This is a genomic window from Thermococcus indicus, assembly GCF_006274605.1.
Taxonomy (GTDB): Archaea; Methanobacteriota_B; Thermococci; order Thermococcales; family Thermococcaceae; genus Thermococcus; species Thermococcus indicus.
On the sequence record NZ_CP040846.1, the window covers coordinates 966,182 to 984,350 of the forward strand.

Consider the following 18,169-nt stretch of genomic DNA (forward strand, 5'->3'; position numbering starts at 1 on the left):
AAACCCACCACCCAGAAATGCGAATCACGATTATAATAATCAAGCGTCGAATATCGAGACTGCCTCATGCCGGCAAAATACGTACTCCCGAGTATGATACTTTAGAGTAAGATTTCCGCGAGAATCTAAACCAGAAAAATAGAAGAGAATCAGACCTTTATCCCGCCCATGATGAGGGCCATCACCGCCTTCTGGGCGTGGAGCCTGTTTTCGGCCTCGTCGAAGACGACGCTGTTCGGGGAGTCAACAACGTCGTCCGTAACTTCTTCTCCGCGGTGGGCAGGGAGGCAGTGCATGAAGATGTAGTCCGGCTTGGCGTGCTTGACGAGGTCCTTGTTCACCTGGAACGGCTGGAATATCTTCCTCCTCTCCTCGGCCTCGGCCTCCTGGCCCATGCTGGCCCAGACGTCGGTGTAGATGACGTCCGCGTCCTTAACCGCCTGAACCGGGTCGTGGAGGAGCTCGAAACTGCCACCACTCTCGGCCGCGTTCTTCTCGGCCCACTTGATGACCTTCTCGTCCGGCTCGAAGCCTTCGGGGGTTGCAACAACGACGTTTGCCCCAAGCTTGGTTCCGGCTATCATGAGCGAGTGGGCCACGTTGTTTCCATCACCGACGTAGACTATCTTGAGGCCGGCTATGCGGCCCTTCTTCTCGAGGATGGTCTGGTAGTCCGCTAAAGCCTGGCACGGGTGGGAAAAGTCAGACAGGCCGTTGATGACCGGGACGCTGGCGTACTTGGCGAGGTCCTCGACGTCCTTGTGGGCGTAAACCCTCGCCATCATTCCGTCCACGTACCTGCTGAGGACGCGCGCGGTGTCGGCGATGGTCTCGCCGCGCCTGAGCTGGAGGTCGTTAGCGTTGAGGTAGAGGCCGTAGCCGCCGAGCTGGTAAATTCCAACCTCGAAGGAAATCCTCGTTCTGGTCGAGGGCTTCTGGAAGATCATGGCGAGCGTTTTGCCCTCGAGAACGCGGTGCGGCTTGCCTATCTTGTTCCAAATCTTCATCATTTCGGCCGTCTTGAGAATAGTCTCAATCTCCTCCCTCGTGAAGTCCTGAAGGCAGAGAACATCCCTTCCTGCAAGGCTAACCACCATGTGCATCACCGTCTAAAGCTGGGGCCCGGTTTTAATAACCCTTTCGTCGGAGAAAGCGTGATGGGACTGAAATCTTTTGAGCATCACTACACGTAGACTTTCCAAACGTAATGAGCGTTCCCGTATTCTCTGTCGCTTGCAGTACTTCCAATATTGGTGTGTTATGCTTTTATAGTCTCAGGTGGAAAACCTTTTAAATACTTATGAAGACATTTATTTTCGAGGTGATTGCCCGTGGGTGATTTGAAAAATGCCAAAATGATGGGTGGCATTGGAGCCATCCTGACCGTTGTGGGCCTCGGCTTCATAGGGTTTATCCTGAAGCTCCTGGCCGTCAAGAACATCGCCGAGGCCACCGGCAAGGGCGAAATATTCAGCAAGTACCTTTGGGCCGCCATACTGAACATACTGGCCAGCCTGATACTCGTGGGAACCATGTGGGGCGCGATACTGGGTGCCTCAAAGTCACCCGGGTTTGGTCTCGGCATGATGGGAGTGGGCGGTATCATCGCAGTGATTCTCATGATAGCCGGTGTCTGGTTCATGAAACAGAGCTACGACATGATCTCAGAGGAGACCGGGGTGGGCATGTTCCACACGGTCGCACTGCTGTACATCGCCGGTGCCATCCTAATGATAGTCATGATCGGTGGACTGCTTATCATCATAGCGGCAATCCTCGAGATAATCGCGTTCTTCTCACTGCCCGACGAGCTTGAGAAACCTGGCGAGGACGCAGTAGTCGTCGCCTGACCTCCTTTCCTTTTTGAACGACGGTGTCGTTTGGCAACTCGAGTTTCACTTTTCTCGGACCTCCCCAGTAAACCTAATAAACCCGGGACTCTTTTTCCTCCGGTGGCGGTCATGGGCAGTGGAATCAAGGTCAGGCTCGTCAATTATACGAAAAAACCCCTGGAAACTGTCACCTGGTCGGCACTTATAAGTTACTGGGACGGCTGGGAGAGCGAGGCCTTCGAGCGGATTACCGAAAAGGACGTCGAGATGCACCTGCCGAGGGTTCTCGGCTACGGCCACGAGTCAATACTGGAGCACGCGGTTCTGACGTTCTCGATTGAGGGCTGTTCTCGCGTGTGTTCCCATCAGCTCGTGAGACACAGGATAGCGAGCTACACTCAGCAGTCGCAGAGGTATCAGTTCGTCACGAATGCTATGCTAAAGGAGTATAAACTCCCAGAGCCTTCTGGGGAAAAGCGAAATTCCCGGTGTAAGCTCCACATTAACCAGGAGAAGGAGATAGTGAGATGGTACTTGGAAGATGGACTTTCAACGTGGCAGATTGCAAGGATAGTCGGTATGCACCCAACCTCGGTGCTGGGTATTTTAAGGGAATACGGAGTAACCCCTCGGAAAGCGGGCGAAATATACAACGGACGAGTCGTAGACAGAACATTTTTCGAGAGCATTGACCACCCCGATAAAGCATACATACTTGGATTTATAATGGCCGATGGGTCCATAGTGAAATCAAAAAATGCCCTTGTAATAGACCAAAAGAACGTTGAAAAGACCCTCCTTAGGGAAATCGCTGAGCGTTTGGGTAAGGGAGTTAAGGTAAGGGTTCAGCGTGGCAGGGATACCCTCAGGATATGGGTCGGAAGTAGGAAGCTCATAGAGGATTTGCTGAGATACGGAGTAACCCCACGAAAATCGAAAACCCTGTCCTTTTCCCAGATCATTGAGGGTGTCCCGCGGGATTTGTGGCCCCACTTTCTCAGGGGGTATCTCGATGGGGATGGGCACATAAAGATAGTGACTAAGGGCGGCGCATTCCAACGAGCGGAGGTAACCTTTGTAAGTGCCAGCAGAGAAGCCTTGGAGGACACCCAATACATGATATCCGAACTAGGATTACCCGAAGGGAAGCTCAAATACTACGAGGACAGGGAGATTGGATACCTGAGGTACGGTAAAGGGGATGGCTCCGAGCAACTTTTGAAGGTTCTCTATCGGGACGCGGACCCGTTCCTCGTAAACCGCAAAAACATTCTAAAGGTAATATTGCTGCTCCCAGAGCTTAAAGAGCGCATCAGCAGGGCCATAAGGTCAAGGTTAGCGGAATACGAGTTCACCGTTCCAGACAGCGTTCTTGAAGAACCCACGCTGGCGTACAAATGGTATGACCTTATGATCGATTCAAGGGAGCTGTACATAAAATCCGTACTAGCGGGAGTGCCGAGAGAGGACGCGCGCTTTATACTCCCCCAGGCGGTGAGGACGAAGCTCGTCATGACCATGAACCTCCGCGAGCTGAAGCACTTCTTCGGTCTGAGGGCGTGCGAGAGGGCCCAGTGGGAGATAAGGGAAGTGGCATGGAAGATGCTGGAAGAAATCGCAAAGAACGATGACCTCCGGCCCATCATAAAGTGGGCCAAGCTCGGGCCCAGGTGCGTTCAGCTCGGCTACTGCCCAGAGGGCGAACTCATGCCCCCTGGTTGCTGGAAGAGGACGAAGGAGAGGTGGACAAAGATAGCCAAAATATGAATTAATTTTCATTAATTTTTGGCCAAGCGTTCATTTTTCCGGATAATATTTGTGCAAAGCAGATTGTTAGAGGGCTTCTGTGCATCTTGTTGCTCATTGTTGCCATACTAAGGACGAGCATGCAAAAATTAACCAAAAAACAGACATAAACGTTCTAAAAAGACTTTTATACTGTACCAATGATATCTTCTCGGTTAGTGTCCCTAACCGTACAGCGGTGGTGATGTGACGATGGGTGACTTTGGAGTACTCTCACTCCTGCCACCTCTTGTGGCCATCGGTCTCGCCATCCTGACCAAAAGGGTTCTCTTTGCCCTGTTCTTTGGAGTGTGGGTTGGCGGACTGCTGGTCGCTGGAGGAAACCCCATAGGAGCCACAACTGAAACCCTCAAGTGGATAGCCTTCAACATAGCGTCAGCATGGGAGGAAAACGGGCAGATCGTCACTGACCTTTGGAACACAAGGATTCTCCTCTTCGACGCACTCATCGGCGCCGGGGTGGCGCTGATATACAAGGCCGGAGGCATGAACGCCATAGCGAAGGCGGTGACGCGGAAGGTTAAAACGAGCCGTGCAGCCTCGCTGATGGCGGCCATCTTTGGAACGATAATATTCTTCGACGACTACACCAACACCATCATCGTCGGCAACACAATGAGGCCTATCACGGACAGGGCGAGGGTCTCCAGGGAGTTCCTGGCCTACGCCGACGATTCCACAGCCGCGCCGGTGGCGGTTCTGGCGGTCGTCTCCACCTGGATCGGTTACGAGCTCGGCCTCCTGAAGGACGCGATAGCGAGCGTCGGTGCGGGTATAAGCGCATACTCAGCATGGTTCTCCAGCTGGCCCTACAGGTTCTACCCGATTCTTGCGGTGATCCTCGTTTACCTCGTTGCCTCCACCCACAGGCACTACGGTCCGATGCTCAAGGCAGAGTACCGCGCCAGGACCGAGGGCAAGGTCCTCCGCGACGGTGCACAGCCGATGATGACGACGGAGGTTGACGTTGGGATGCCCATCGAGGGTAAGGAAAGCGTCTGGGTGTTTATACTGCCTGTTCTGGCCCTGGTCTCCATGACCTTCCTCGGCCTGTGGGTTACCGGTGGGGGCAGCGGCGCCTACGCGAAAGGTGGCTTCCAGGAGGTTCTCTCCAACGCGGACTCAACGTGGGCCCTCGTCTGGGGTTCGTTCTCCATGGTCATTGTCGCAATGGCCCTCGTTCTGGCGATGAGGATAATGACACTGGAGGATGTTGAGCACACCCTCGTTGCCGGAATGAAGCAGATGCACTTCGCCATGATGATACTCATCCTTGCGTGGAGCATCAAAAGCGCCTGCGACGCGGTTGGTACTGCAGACTACATAGTTAGCGTGGCATCGAACGTCCTCTCTCCGGGTCTGGTTCCCTTCGTCGTTTTCGTGGTGGCGGCATTCATATCCTTCACGACAGGAACGAGCTGGGGAACCTTTGCCATAATGATGCCGATAGCGGTTCCCCTCTCCTACGGGCTCAGCGGGAGCTTTGGACCTGTCGTCTACGCCAGCATCGCCTCGGTCTTTGCCGGTGGCGTTTTTGGAGACCACTGCTCGCCGATCAGCGATACGACCATTATGAGCTCCATGTTCTCGGGCTGCGATCACATCGACCACGTGAACACCCAGATACCTTACGCCCTCACCGCAGGCTTCGTCGGCGCCCTTATGCTTCTGCTCTTCGCCGCTGGGCTGAGGAACGGCTGGCTGCTGCTCGCCATCGCGGTACCGCTCCTCGTTGTACTCCATCGCTTCCTCAGTGAATGGTACGGCAAAAAAGCTGGAATTCCGCACGGAAAGGTCCATCTCTACGCTGTTGAGGACTGATTTCTTTTTTTCTTTCCTCTTGCACCGGGTTCCAAACCAACGGTTTAAGAAACGCTTTTTATATCTCTTTCTATGGTTTCTGTGGGGATAAACGTGAAAACGAAGAGCTGGGAAGTTGAAATCTCTCACCCGTGGGAAAGCCTTCAGGTTATCCTCAGCGAGCCTGAGAAAACCCTTCCGTTCTTCCCGTACTTCGAGGATATCCAGGGCGACAGGGTTCGCTTCAAAGTGCCCCGCTTCATCTTCAACTTCGGCTACGAGTTCAAACTAACCGTGGGATTCCAGGAGCACCGTGCCGTTTACACATTCACCGGGGACAGGGGGATACTCACAATAACCTTTGAGGTGGTCGGGGGAAGGCTGAGGGTCTCCGCGAGCTGGGCAGGCTTTGGAGAGGCGCTCATGGGCAAGCCGCTGGAGAACTTCGCAAGGGGTATAGCCGAGGCGATAAAGGACTTCTGCAGCGCCCGGGCCAGCTGTCCCGTTGCAAGGATAACAGGGAAGGAAGGGGTCGTGGAGCACATAACCTCAGAAACCGCACCCGCCCTGATAAAGCGCGTTTCCTGGGAGCTGGAAGGGAAGGACTTCCTTCTGGAGGGCAGGGCCGAGGACGGCACCCGCCTGTCCGCGGAGGTCAGGGGAGGAAAGCTCGTCAGGCTGGTGGTTTATGAGTCTGGCAGGAGGAGCGTCATAGAGTCGGACGTCCCCGTTCTGGAGCTCGATGGAGAGGTATTCAGGGGACTTCCCCTTGAAAAGAGGTTTGAGATAAAGGTCAGGGAGCTTTAGGCTCTCCCTCGCCGGTTATTTCATCTATCGCCCTCTTGAGCTCGTCGTAGGCTTCTTCCAGCGACTCTGGGATAACCTTGGTGTCCGCTATGACGGGCATGAAGTTGGTGTCGCCGTTCCACCTCGGCACTATGTGGAGGTGGACGTGGTCGTCTATTCCCGCTCCAGCCACCCTACCAAGGTTCACGCCAAGGTTGAAGCCGTGGGGGTTCATGGTCTTCTTCAGGGCCTTTATCATGAGCTGGGAGAGCTTCATAATCTCGAGGAGTTCCTCATCTGTGAGGTCTTCCCACTTCCCCACGTGCCGGTAGGGTGCTATCATGACGTGCCCCGGGTTATAGGGGTAGTTGTTCATGATTATGAAGCAGTGCTCCCCGCGGTAGAGAATTAGCCTCTCCCTGTCGCGGTTTTCCTTCGGGAAGTCGCAGAAAATGCAGCCATCGTGTTTGGGTGAGCGTATGTACTCGATTCTCCACGGTGCCCAGAGGGTTTTCATAACCTCACCTCCAGTGGGAGAAACGGGGGTAGGTTAAAAGCTTTTTTGGGGTTGGTGGGAGGGGCCACAATCATCCAACAAAGCTTTTAACTCCACCCTTCTACTCACCCCAGGTGATAGATTATGAAGCAGAGAAAGGGACTTCTTATAATCCTCGATGGCCTCGGAGACAGGCCGATAGAGGAGTTCGGCGGAAAGACCCCGCTGGAGTACGCTGACACTCCAAACATGGACAGGCTTGCCAAGCTCGGAATCCTCGGCCAGCAGGATCCGATAAAGCCCGGACAGCCGGCCGGCAGCGATACCGCCCACCTGAGCATCTTCGGCTACGACCCCTACAAGGTCTACCGCGGCAGGGGCTACCTTGAGGCCATGGGAGTGGGCCTCGACCTCAGCGAGGAGGACTTAGCTTTCCGCGTGAACTTTGCCACCATCGAGAACGGAGTCATCACCGACCGGAGAGCTGGCAGGATAAGCACCGAAGAGGCACACGAGCTGGCAAAGGCAGTTCAGGAGAACGTTAAGCTCCCGGTTGAGTTCATCTTCGCTGGAGCCACCGGCCACAGGGCGGTTCTTGTGCTCAAAGGCATGGCTTCCGGTTATCGCGTCGGGGAGAACGACCCCCACGAGGCCGGAAAACCGCCCCACGGGTTCACCTGGGAGGATGATGAAAGCAAAAAGGTTGCCGAAATCCTTGGGGAGTTCGTTCAGAAGGCCCACGAAGTTCTGGACAAGCACCCGGTAAACGAGAGGCGCAGGAAGGAGGGCAAGCCGGTAGCCAACTACCTCCTCATCCGCGGCGCCGGAACCTACCCGGGCATCCCGATGAAGTTCACCGAGCAGTGGAATGTTAAGGCCGCTGGGGTTATAGCTGTCTCGCTCGTCAAGGGCGTTGCCAGGGCGATAGGCTTTGACATATACACGCCGGAGGGCGCGACTGGGGAATACAACACCGACGAGATGGCCAAGGCCAGGAAGGTAGTTGAGCTTCTGAAGGACTACGACTTCGTGTTCCTGCACTTCAAGCCGACTGACGCCGCCGGTCACGACAACAATCCGAGGCTCAAGGTAGAGATGATAGAGAAAGCCGACAGGATGATAGGCTACATCATCGACAGCATCGACCTCGAAGAGGTTGTCATCGCCATCACCGGCGACCACAGCACGCCGTGCGAGGTCATGAACCACAGCGGCGACCCCGTTCCGGTTCTCATAGCCGGTGGCGGTGTTAGGCCCGATTACACGGAGAGCTTCGGCGAGCGCGAGTGCATGCGCGGCGGCCTTGGCAGAATTAAAGGGCACGATATAGTGCCCATCATGATGGACCTCATGAACAGGAGCGAGAAGTTCGGGGCTTAGGTTGGTCTGCCCTTCGTTCCTTTTTTCACCATGAAGTAGATGGACATAGGGAGAAGGGTCAGGGCGAAGGCCCATATCACCGCGGCGTAGAGGCCCGCGTCGATTCTGCCCTGCCTCAGCAGAGCGGTCAGCATCCCCATGGTTATGAGATAAGCACCCAGTTCCAGTGTGAAAATCCATGAAATCCTCGAGATCCTCCTGTTAGAGGAGAGCTTCTGCCGGACTTCGACCGCAAGATAAACCACGCCCATGACGATGGCCAGGAGGGCCGCTATCTCCCCCCAGTCCATTACCCTCACCTTGCGTATGTTGGACCTTTGGCTTAAAACCTTTCCCGCCAAAAACTTTATAAACCCTGCATGCATATGTAATATTGAACTTACACATGGAGAGGTGAAGAGACATGAGGAAAAAGATTTGGGGTATCGCCCTGTTGATGTTAGCTGCCCTGGGGTTCACCCTCGGGAGCGTGGCAGCGTGGCACGGGACTCCAGGAGAGAACCCGTACGCCGGTCGGACAACCGCGCCCATGCTTAACGGCACTATGGAGACGTACTACTCCGACCTCAGCCAGGAGGAGATAGACGGCCTGCTGTACATGGTGGAGGAGGAGAAGCTTGCACGTGACGTTTACCTGACACTCTACGAGCAGTGGGACCTTCCGGTGTTCAGCAACATAGCGAGGAGCGAGGGGATGCACATGGACGCGGTTCTTTCACTTATAGAGAAATACAACCTGACCGCTCCAGAGACTCTCGACGAGGTGGGTGTCTTCCAGAACGACGATCTCCAGGCCCTCTACGACCAGCTGGTTGAGATGGGAAGCGCAAGCCAGGAGGATGCACTTAAGGTCGGCGCGCTGATAGAGGAGACCGACATAAAAGACCTCGAGGACTGGATAGCCCAGACCGATAACGAGGACATCAAGCAGGTCTACGAGAGCCTCATGGCTGGCAGCGAGAACCACCTCAGGGCCTTCACAAGGCTGCTGGAGAACCGGTACGACGTGACGTATTCCCCGCAGGTGCTCAGCGAGGATGAATACCGGACCATAGTGGGATGAGCGGAAAGCTTTTATCTCTTTTTTCCAACCCTCCTTTAGTCTTGACTCAGCGGTGTTGAAAATGGCACAGAGCGTCGAGGAGCTGGCCACCGTCTGCGATGCACTCTCAAATCCCGTTAGGGTCAGGATACTCAAGCTTCTCTGTCGGAAGGAGTGGTACGTTTATGAACTCGCCAAGGAACTCGGAATATCGCGGCAGCTCCTTTATCTCCACCTCAAGAAGCTCGAAAAGGCCGGTCTCGTCGAGAGCGAGCTTAGACTTGAGCCAGATGACCCGAGGGCCAAGAAATACTACCGTGCAAGGCCGTTCAGGCTCGTTATAGACAACGACGTGATTATGAATCTGGAGGGATAAAAATGCCGTGGGGAGGGGAACCCATGTCGACTCCGAGCGGGTGGATAAGCATAATACTCGGTTTGATACTCCTCGTGGTTTTGGTGTTTGCCTTCTACCAGGTGAACAGAACCCTGAACGAATTCAAGGTCGAGCTTGAGAGGCTCAAGAACGCCCTTGAAGAAACGCGGAAAAACACGGAAGACGTAAAGAAAAAGCTGGAGGAGGTTTAACCCGTCAGTAGCTCCAGCTCCTTTTTCATTATGCTTCTGTTCATGAGCAGGTGGATTATTATCAGGACCATCATAAGGAGGCCGTAGCGGGCCCGGAGCTTGAGGAAATCAAGCTGGTTCATCCCCAGGAAAGTCCCCTGCTTTGCAGAGATGAACGTTCCGATGGTTATGAATATCACGCCTAAAAACGCTATGAACAGCGTCATCGAGAAGATTGCCTTTATTCTCAGCTTCTTTCTCATCTGGGGGTTTTTCTTGGCTTTTTCAAACACCTCTGCCATCGGGTCCATGGTATCACCCCTCGTTGAAACCACATTCAGCTTAAAAATGTGCCTTCCCATTTTTGGGTACTCGTCTTAGCGTTAAGACGCAAACTTTAATTAGTTCGGAAACCTAATCCCATTAGGTGCCTCCAATGGGACGGGATCTGAATGTTATCGGCTCGGATAATGTCACGGCAATCGGTTTGGGAACATGGGGCATCGGTGGTTACGAGACACCGGACTATTCCCGCGATAAGGAAAGTGTTGAAGCCCTGAGGTACGGCCTTGAGCTGGGGATCAATCTCATAGACACGGCGGAGTTCTACGGGGCCGGCCACAGCGAAGAACTCGTCGGGAAAGCCATCAGAGACTTCGAGAGGGAAGGACTCTTCATCATCAGCAAGGTCTGGCCGACGAACTTCGGCTATGAAAAAGCCAAGAGGGCCGCGAGGGCGAGCGCGAAGAGACTCGGCACGTACATAGACCTCTACCTCCTCCACTGGCCCGGCGATAGCTGGGAAAGGATAGAGGAAACCCTCCACGCGCTGGAAGAGCTTGTTGACGACGGCCTAATCCGATACATCGGCGTGAGCAACTTCGACCTGGAGCTTCTCAGGAAAAGCCATGAGGTGATGAGGAAGTACGAGATAGTTGCCAACGAGGTGAAGTACTCGCTCAAGGACCGCTGGCCCGAGACGAGCGGTCTGCTCGAGTACATGAAGCGCGAAAAGATTGCCCTCATAGCTTACACTCCGCTGGAGAAAGGCTCCCTAGCGAGGAACGAATGCCTGGCCGAGATTGGGAGGAAGTACGGCAAAAGCGCCGCCCAGGTTGCGCTAAACTACCTCATCTGGGAGGATAACGTTATCGCCATTCCAAAGGCGGGCAGTAAAGCCCATATCGAAGAGAACGCCGGTGCCATGGGTTGGAGACTGAGTAAAGAGGACAGGGAGAAGGTCAAGTTATGCGTCGGGTAGATGTTTTATTTTCCCTGAACAAATCCAGCATTTATTCTATCCTTAGGGGTAATCGTTAAATAGGACGAACGATTTTCTTTGATAGTGGTGGGGTCAGGTGACATTAGTTTTGGCATTGAAATGGATTTGGGACAAGGAGAAAAACCACGATGCCGTTTTGATGGTCTCGGACTCCAGAGTCACCTACGGCCCTGTAACGTATGAGGCCAAGAAGATTCATTCGGTATTTGTCAATGGCATCCCGGTGGCAATAGCCGGCGGTTCTGGAGATGCCGCAATCGTCAAATACGGATATCACGTTGTTGATGAAGTCGCCCAAAAATACATGGAAAATGGGGATAGAGGTACAACGCTCACTCAGGAAGAGTTTCGAGAACTTGTTGGTGAGGTAGAAAAGGCCCTGATTAAACGGTTCAGGGAGCTCAGGGAAATGGGAATTGACGTGAGCTTTAACATGATCCTGTCGAGTGTGGACCCTGAAGGCAGGGCTTCAATATATCACTTCGACAGCAGAGGACTCGCGGAGCCTGTTCACGATACCCCGGGGTTCGCGATAATCGGCTCGGGCTCCATAACCGGTGGTCTCTTGCTCCTCAGGCTTCTCGGCTACTCGCCGAGCGTGGAACTTAACTGGGGTCTGCTCTCCACGTTTATAGTGGACATGGTCAGCGAAATTGACCCGTCTGTCGGCCCATTCGTCGGCGAGAGCTGGCTCATGAGGGTTGAAAATGAAAAGGTAGCCCTAGGCCAGATAAAGGACGAAGCCCTGAGAGAGTTCAAAGAGCAAGTCAGAAAACGGAAAGAGCTAATTCAGGAGCTCATGTTCCTCTGTGATGTCCTTGGCGAGGAGAAAGTTGAAGAGGTTCTTTTCAGTTCCCTAATGGAGGTTGATGAAGATGACAGACGTGAGGGAGATGATAAGGGACAAAGTTAAGGAAGCTGTGGAGAAAAAGCTGGAAGGGCTCTTCATTGATTTTCTCACCAAAGAGTTTGTTGAGCGGAGGAAGTATCGGGAGTTGCTGGCGGTTTGGCTCATTGCACATCCTGAATTATATAGCTACCCGAAAATACTTGAGGTGGAATGCTACCACAGGGAATACTGCAGGGTTGGGGACACCAGAATACTTGAATACAAAGCAATAATGGCAATCACCAGGCAGATAGTGAAATCCTATGAATCGGAGCTTGTGTTGAACGCTCAGAATGCCCTTGATGGTATTATCAGGAACCCAAGTTCAGTAGACGAGAAGATAACCACAAGGCAGATTTACACGAGTACACTTAACAGCCTTAAGGAGGGCATTCAGAAATACGTTGAAAACCAAGAGAGCACGCTTAAATTTAACGTTGGTTATGAGTCCATTTATCTCGAACCTCCAAAGATACTCTCAAAAGCGGCGGAGTTTATTCTCGAACGCGATAGAAATGTCACTGGATACTTTGAGAAAGAGCTCATTGAGAACATCAGAGTACTCTCAAAGGAGGCCAAGATGGCCTTCGTCGTCCTGTCGGCGTATCCAAGAACACACAATGGAGCCCCGTTCAGTTTAAGCACCTTTGATGTGGTTTGGGAAGTGGTGTCACAGGAATCCCTAAAAGCATCCAAACTTAACACCGGATGGGTACGGGAGGAGTTATATAAAGCGGGCTTAATAGCGTCTGCGGATAAAAACATCGTCCCTCCATTTGCACTCGACATCTGGAAAAACGCCGCTAACATCAGGGAAATAATCCCGGACGTGCCTCCTGAAGTCGTCGCGAGGGTTAGAACGATACTGTCATGGAGGGAGGTCAATGATTGAGGGAAGAATACCGTACCACGATGAAAAGGCGTGGGAAGAGTATATAGCCCAGCTCTCTCACCTTTATATGAAAATCGAGGAAGTTCTCAGACTGAGGGACTGGCTGTTTGAGGAGGCGGGGGACAGAACCGTTGATGCTCTTCTCGGCGAAAACAAAATCTGGGAAAAGGTTCTGTTCGGAGGTCTGAACGAGGACACCATAGAGAAGAACGGCCTCGCCAGGTTCTACTTGGAGATTCTCGGATTTGGGATAGCCGGGGAAGACATGGAGAGGATAGTTTCCTACCTCAAGGAAGGCATAGACCTTGAGAGTGCGTCCTCTGGAATCAAACCAGAGCTAAGGGAAACGGACTTCATAACACTCCTCCGCTCAATGAAAAAGAACCTCTCGGATATCTTTGATGCGCTTGGGAGAGAACTTCCTTTAGTAGGCGAAGTTTCGCTGTCATCCCCTATGGCAGGGCCGCAGGTCGTTGGTGAACTCCTTATGGCAGCAAAGGGGCTACTACCACTTTTCAACCCCCTATCCCTGTTTATAATCTCCATCCGCTCAACGCCCCGCTTTTATCTGGAGGCGAGCTACCAAAAACTGTTCACCGAGGAAGTGCAGGAGCTCTTACGCCGATACGGTATCGTTCTGGTGGACATTGTTTTACCCGACCTACCGCTGGAGCGGGAGAAGGAGAAGCGAGCAGTTGTCGGGTTAAAACCTGGCACCGTCGGCTACAAAATTTATGAGATAATCTTTGAGTGCTACAGGCTCTTCCAGATTCGGGAGGTTGGCGACTTCTTCTTGGTCGAGGATGAGTTTGAGAAATACCTAAAGGTGTACTCCGAAAGGCTGAGAGACGTAATCCCATATGAAGAACTAACGAAAGTACATGATACACTGATCTCAGGATGGCACCCTCATGATAGTGAATTCAACTCTCTCAGAGTTTCCAGTCCATTTAGGGTATATCAAGGGACAGCCACAATAGAGGGGGGCCACATAAAGTTTGAATCAGGACTGCAGGAGAGGGTAGGCTACACCAATTTTATAGCATTCATTGCTCCCCTTGCGTTCTGCGGATTCGCAGTTCTGGACAGGCAGGGTGACAAAATCAACTATCAGGTGATTATGGGATGGGAAAGCTGACAAAAATGGAGGTTAAAACAAAGAGAAAACCACTGGTAGTGGAAGAAATTATCGTCACAGACTTCACGCCGGATGCGATAGTATCAAAAAGGGAAGATACCAAAACCAAGGTCAAAAAGCGAACCATTAAAGTCCCCCTGCTTCTACCGGTGTTTCAAAAACCTCGTGATATAACATTCCACACCGTAGAGGGAGTTTCCTTTCCAGAGCCGTTTAACCTATCCAAAATCCGACCAGTTGAGAGGCTGATGTTTCTCAAGGCCGAGGGTGTTGAATACAGGGAAATTAAGGCAGAAGTTTTTACCCCTTACCTTTCCCATTTGCTCGACATAATTCTCAAAAAATTTCCTGAGGTTCACTTTGAGGAGCCCGAGCCTGTTGGTTTTGATGTTACTGAAGATGTTAGAACGCCTCCCAAAAAAGACCTGAATTCACTTTCCGTTCCAGTGGTCACACCCATTTTCTTGAAGTTATCCGGTGATGTCAGTTATTCAATAACAACGGAAATCGGCTTGGTGGTTGCTGCCGGGTCTTCAGGGGAAATCCCTGAAATAGAACTTCCAGTGGAAGACATGTTTTCAAAGGCCTTTGGCTCGGGTGTATCGTTCCTCCCCGAAGGGCCCGTTATAATTCTCGCCAAAAAGCCCGAGGAAAAGAAGCTGGGATACATAGAGTTTCTGAAACGCGTTCTCAGAGAGATTTACAGGGTAAGAGTCGGAGGATTACCAACCGCATACCATGTCATGTTGCCAGAGGATACAGATAGATTACAGTCTCTCCGGGCAGGAAAATCCATTTTTGTCCTTGACTGGGTGGGTAAGAAGGAGCCGGAGGAAGAACTGAAAAAACAACACTTAAAAATCATGACCGAAAAGGTTAGAGAGCTGTTTTCCCAAGGTTTTGGTTTCTTGGTATTCTACGGCAACGAAGAGTTCCTTAAGTGGGTAAAACATAAGGTGTTCAATTCGGTACTTTATATTTCGGACTCGGGCAACGTTAAAATGTCACTAGTCCAAAAATGGGTTAAGCTAGATCTACAATCCGCCGAAAGTTTATGCAAGCTCATTCACAATTTTTGGGGTTTCTATGGTGAGCAGGAACCTGTAGACAGGGGATTCGATTATCTCGCCCCGCATCTGGAGGACAAATATCGGGAATTCTTAGAAACCTACACAAGAACCATCCGGATACACGGCAAAACAATTCCATCCCCACTGTATATTGAAGGCAACCCTGGAGAGAGCTTGATTCACTACGCCCTGAAGGCCTTTGTGTTTGAAAGATTGGTGGAAGATTATGGCGTTAATCCAAACGACATAGAAACTGAGTATCCCGAAGGGGAGATGAGAATAGATGTGCACGTCAAGTCTCAAAACATTGCAGTTGAGATAGAAACGTTCTATGGGGAGACCCTTCCATTACTGAAACTGAGAAAAGACGTGGAGAGCCGACTGACCACTAAATCAGAGCTGTGGATAGTTTTACCCCCAACATCGTACGTGCTTTTCAAGAACGATGTGCATGCGTTTATAAAATGGACTCTCGCCAGACCGGAGTATAGAAATCGCGTTAAGGTTTTCACGGTGGATGTAAACAACAGAAAGCTGATTCAGGTGTCTTAATCACAGGCTCTCCCCGCTGCCGCAACCTCTATAAACACCTCTGCTAACCTATTTTAATATGGATCTCTTAATGGTTCGAGGTGTATTGATATGATGGGATACCACAACAGGCTCGCGAGGGTGAACCTTAGCAGGGGAAAGGTAACCTACGAGGAACTGCCCGACGAGGTGATAAGGAAGTTCATAGGTGGAAAGGGCCTCGGCTACTACCTTATTTACAGGGAGGTTCCACCGGGGACAGATCCACTCAGTCCGGCCAACAAGTTCGTCTTTGCTCCGGGCGGACTAACAGGATTAATTCCGGGTTCGAGCAAGGTCATAGCGGTGAGCAAGAGCCCCGAGACGGGACTAATCAGCGACTCCAGTGGGGGAGACGCTTTCGGCCCAAAGCTCAAGGGCCACTTCGACGCGCTCGTAATCGAGGGGAAGGCTGAAGAGCCAGTTTACCTCCACGTCCACGATGGAAAAGTCGAGATTAGAGACGCGAGCCACCTCTGGGGGAAGGGCAACTATGAGGTTGCCAGAAGGCTCTGGAAGGAACACCCGAAGGCGAGCATGGCCCTGATAGGCCCTGCAGGCGAGAGACTCAGCAGGATCGCCAACGTGGTTTACGACACCGAGAGGGCCAGCGGAAGGGGCGGCCTTGGAGCGGTTCTCGGAAGCAAGAAAGTTAAAGCTGTGGTTGTCGAACCGGGCGAGAAGCCCAAGGTAGCCAACCCAGAGGAGTTCCAGAGGCTATGGGAGGAGTTCTACGAGCACTTCGCCACAGACCCGAAGTACGAGCACACGAGGAACTACGGCACGAGCGATGCCCTCAGGAGTGCCGCCTCGCTCGGCATGAGCCCCGCCTACAACTTCTCGAGGCCATACATCCCGGACGAGCTCGCGAGCAAATTAGCCGGAGACGAGGTCAAGAAGTATGAAGTCGAGCCGGAATGGTTCGTCCACGGCAAGAGCTGTCCGATTAAGTGCGCCCGCTACGTTGAGGTGGAATACAAGGGCAGAAAAATCCGCGTCAAGCCGGAATACGAGAGCATAGCCATGCTTGGAGCCTCAACAGGAGTTTTCAACTTTCCAGCGGTGGCCTACTTCAACTGGCTCGTGAACGACCTTGGATTGGACAGCATAGCCACTGGAAACACGATAGCGTGGCTCTTTGAGATGGTCGAGAAAGGTCTGATAAGCGAAGACGAGATAGGCCTCCCCGTTAAGGGCTTCGGTGATGAGGAAGCGGAGGAAAGGCTCATCAGGCTGATGGCAGAGAGGAAGGGCTTTGGGGCAATTTTGGCGGACGGCGTTAAAAGGACCTGCGAGAGGCTCGGCAGGGGCTGTGAGTTCGCCGTCCACGTGAAGGGAATGGAGAGCCCCGCATGGGACCCGCGTGGAAGGAGAACCTACGCTTTGAGCTACGCCACCGCTGACGTCGGAGCGAGCCATCTGAGGGGCTGGCCGAGACCGCACCAACTTCCGAACCAGGGGCCGGCAAAGGAACTGGTGCCTTCGATGATAGAGGGCAGGGACGAGAGCTACATCACCGACATGCTCGGAACCTGTAAGTTTGTGTCCTACAAGATGGAGGATCTGGCCAGGTTCTACTCCCTGGCAACTGGCGAGGAGTGGACGGTTGAAAAGCTCAGGAAGGTCGCCCAGGCGGTTGAGAGCATCGCCAGAATACACGACGCTCTCGACTGGGTTACGCCTCCACTCGACGACACCATTCCACCGCGCTGGTGGGAGCCGGAATCAGAGGGGCCAGCGGAGGGCAACGCGGCTTTCATAGACTACAACGACTTCATTGAAGCAAGAAGGGAGTTCTACAGGCTGAGGGGCTGGCATGAAGAGCTCGGAGTTCCGCTACCGGAGACCATGGAGGAGCTCGGCTATCCAGAGTTCAAGGGCGACGCGGAGAGGGCGTTGGAGGTCGTAAAGAAGAGAATGGGGTTCAGGCAGGACTGAACCATGCGAAGAGCAGAGAATCGGCCCTGTTATTCCCCTTTTCTTCCTTATCAGTACGAGCGGAACAGATGCCATCAGCGTGCCAATCAGGGAGGAGTAGGCCAGCTCACCAGCTCCAGGGACCCGGGTAAGTGCGCATCAACGCCTAGCCCATCAAACACGGCGGCGGCCTGAAAGGTAAAAACTATGGAATAAAAAAGGGCGTAGAGGGGGAAAGGCAATCTCTCGGGTAGAAGGAAGAGGAGCCCGTAGAGGATGATAGAGAGAATGGGTAGCTGGACCATCGGAATACTTCATCCGTTCACCATTACACAGGCTGGAACAACACTCCATCACTCTAACGGTGCTCGTGCCGTTGTATGTTGCCTTAACTGTGGAATTACATGGAAAAACTTTCCCATCGTGCTCACTGAAGAATTCAAGATACTTCTGCACCGCACTTTCGTTTGCAGGGGGAGATTCAGGCTCCTGTTCTGGAAGTCGAAGAAGGCCGGATACATCCTGTTCCCTAACTTCCACTATGGATTACATACGCAGTATCCGGCAGTCGGGAGAGAATTTCTTGCAGGTTTTACCCTCAACCCAATATGTAAACTGAGGTTTAAGTGAGAAGTTGCTCAACTTTGCATCGTAGAGCATGTTTAAGGCTGTATCTGGAGCCAGTCAATATAAGAGCCAAAA

At 52.6% G+C, this 18,169-nt stretch carries 18 protein-coding genes and 3 pseudogenes; 17 read left to right on the forward strand and 4 right to left on the reverse strand.

Features of this window, described 5'->3' with window-relative positions; translation table 11 throughout:
• Positions 1-149: 149 nt before the first annotated feature.
• Positions 150-1,097 (reverse strand): ornithine carbamoyltransferase, encoded by a 948-nt coding sequence (gene argF, locus FH039_RS05220; protein WP_139681662.1) that lies wholly within the window; start codon positions 1,095-1,097, stop codon positions 150-152.
• A gap of 234 nt (positions 1,098-1,331) precedes the next feature.
• On the opposite strand from argF, the gene FH039_RS05225 reads away from it, so the two are divergent.
• The 6 genes and pseudogenes from FH039_RS05225 (at position 1,332) to FH039_RS05250 (ending at position 6,245) form a co-directional block, all read left to right on the forward strand.
• Positions 1,332-1,850, forward strand: coding sequence for a DUF996 domain-containing protein (locus FH039_RS05225; protein WP_168188373.1), 519 nt, complete (start codon positions 1,332-1,334; stop codon positions 1,848-1,850).
• Positions 1,851-1,961: 111 nt separating this feature from the next.
• Positions 1,962-2,315 (forward strand): annotated as a pseudogene (locus FH039_RS05230) (FAD-dependent thymidylate synthase); the annotation flags it as partial.
• A gap of 243 nt (positions 2,316-2,558) precedes the next feature.
• Positions 2,559-2,960: pseudogene (locus FH039_RS12350) on the forward strand (LAGLIDADG family homing endonuclease); the annotation flags it as partial.
• A gap of 213 nt (positions 2,961-3,173) precedes the next feature.
• Positions 3,174-3,599, forward strand: a pseudogene (locus FH039_RS05240) (FAD-dependent thymidylate synthase); the annotation flags it as partial.
• Between the two features lie 231 nt (positions 3,600-3,830).
• The gene (locus tag FH039_RS05245) at positions 3,831-5,459 is read left to right on the forward strand and encodes a Na+/H+ antiporter NhaC family protein (protein ID WP_139681664.1); all 1,629 of its coding nucleotides are present in this window, start codon (positions 3,831-3,833) and stop codon (positions 5,457-5,459) included.
• Positions 5,460-5,552: 93 nt separating this feature from the next.
• A complete protein-coding gene (locus tag FH039_RS05250; RefSeq protein WP_139681665.1) occupies positions 5,553-6,245 on the forward strand; it encodes a hypothetical protein in 693 nt (230 codons plus the stop codon).
• Here FH039_RS05250 and FH039_RS05255 read toward each other — a convergent pair.
• Positions 6,232-6,741 (reverse strand): HIT family protein, encoded by a 510-nt coding sequence (locus tag FH039_RS05255; protein ID WP_139680472.1) that lies wholly within the window; start codon positions 6,739-6,741, stop codon positions 6,232-6,234. The two genes, FH039_RS05250 and FH039_RS05255, sit on opposite strands and share 14 nt — an antisense overlap.
• 123 nt (positions 6,742-6,864) lie before the next feature.
• Between FH039_RS05255 and FH039_RS05260 the strand changes: the two genes are divergently transcribed.
• Positions 6,865-8,100: a 2,3-bisphosphoglycerate-independent phosphoglycerate mutase gene (locus FH039_RS05260; RefSeq protein WP_139680473.1), complete on the forward strand. Its 1,236-nt coding sequence runs from the start codon at positions 6,865-6,867 to the stop codon at positions 8,098-8,100.
• Here the strand turns inward: FH039_RS05260 and FH039_RS05265 are convergent.
• On the reverse strand, positions 8,097-8,390 hold the full coding sequence (locus tag FH039_RS05265; RefSeq protein WP_139681666.1) for a hypothetical protein: 294 nt from the start codon (positions 8,388-8,390) through the stop codon (positions 8,097-8,099). The two genes, FH039_RS05260 and FH039_RS05265, sit on opposite strands and share 4 nt — an antisense overlap.
• A gap of 113 nt (positions 8,391-8,503) precedes the next feature.
• Between FH039_RS05265 and FH039_RS05270 the strand changes: the two genes are divergently transcribed.
• From FH039_RS05270 to FH039_RS05280, 3 genes are all read left to right on the forward strand, one after another.
• Complete coding sequence (locus FH039_RS05270; protein ID WP_139680474.1) at positions 8,504-9,163, forward strand: DUF2202 domain-containing protein; 660 nt, start codon at positions 8,504-8,506, stop codon at positions 9,161-9,163.
• 61 nt (positions 9,164-9,224) lie between these two features.
• Positions 9,225-9,518, forward strand: coding sequence for an ArsR/SmtB family transcription factor (locus tag FH039_RS05275; protein WP_139680475.1), 294 nt, complete (start codon positions 9,225-9,227; stop codon positions 9,516-9,518).
• Between the two features lie 23 nt (positions 9,519-9,541).
• A complete protein-coding gene (locus FH039_RS05280; protein ID WP_139680476.1) occupies positions 9,542-9,730 on the forward strand; it encodes a hypothetical protein in 189 nt (62 codons plus the stop codon).
• Here the strand turns inward: FH039_RS05280 and FH039_RS05285 are convergent.
• Positions 9,727-10,020, reverse strand: a complete 294-nt coding sequence (locus tag FH039_RS05285; RefSeq protein ID WP_139680477.1) for a hypothetical protein — start codon at positions 10,018-10,020, stop codon at positions 9,727-9,729. The genes FH039_RS05280 and FH039_RS05285 overlap by 4 nt on opposite strands.
• Positions 10,021-10,145: 125 nt before the next feature.
• Here FH039_RS05285 and FH039_RS05290 point away from each other — a divergent pair, with 125 nt between their 5' ends.
• The 7 genes from FH039_RS05290 to FH039_RS05320 all read left to right on the forward strand — a co-directional run bounded on the left by FH039_RS05290 (position 10,146) and on the right by FH039_RS05320 (position 18,097).
• Positions 10,146-10,970 carry an aldo/keto reductase gene (locus FH039_RS05290; protein ID WP_139680478.1) on the forward strand — a complete coding sequence of 275 codons (825 nt, stop codon included), beginning with the start codon at positions 10,146-10,148 and terminating at the stop codon, positions 10,968-10,970.
• Positions 10,971-11,067: 97 nt separating this feature from the next.
• Complete coding sequence (locus FH039_RS05295; RefSeq protein WP_139680479.1) at positions 11,068-11,904, forward strand: Ntn hydrolase family protein; 837 nt, start codon at positions 11,068-11,070, stop codon at positions 11,902-11,904.
• Positions 11,867-12,772, forward strand: a complete 906-nt coding sequence (locus tag FH039_RS05300; protein ID WP_139680480.1) for a hypothetical protein — start codon at positions 11,867-11,869, stop codon at positions 12,770-12,772. The genes FH039_RS05295 and FH039_RS05300 overlap by 38 nt, the downstream gene beginning before the upstream one ends.
• Positions 12,765-13,910: a hypothetical protein gene (locus FH039_RS05305; protein WP_139680481.1), complete on the forward strand. Its 1,146-nt coding sequence runs from the start codon at positions 12,765-12,767 to the stop codon at positions 13,908-13,910. The genes FH039_RS05300 and FH039_RS05305 overlap by 8 nt, the downstream gene beginning before the upstream one ends.
• Positions 13,898-15,532, forward strand: a complete 1,635-nt coding sequence (locus FH039_RS05310; protein WP_139680482.1) for a hypothetical protein — start codon at positions 13,898-13,900, stop codon at positions 15,530-15,532. The genes FH039_RS05305 and FH039_RS05310 overlap by 13 nt, the downstream gene beginning before the upstream one ends.
• Before the next feature lie 90 nt (positions 15,533-15,622).
• Complete coding sequence (locus tag FH039_RS05315; protein ID WP_139680483.1) at positions 15,623-17,488, forward strand: aldehyde ferredoxin oxidoreductase family protein; 1,866 nt, start codon at positions 15,623-15,625, stop codon at positions 17,486-17,488.
• Between the two features lie 255 nt (positions 17,489-17,743).
• Positions 17,744-18,097 carry a hypothetical protein gene (locus tag FH039_RS05320; RefSeq protein WP_139680484.1) on the forward strand — a complete coding sequence of 118 codons (354 nt, stop codon included), beginning with the start codon at positions 17,744-17,746 and terminating at the stop codon, positions 18,095-18,097.
• Positions 18,098-18,169: the final 72 nt, after the last annotated feature.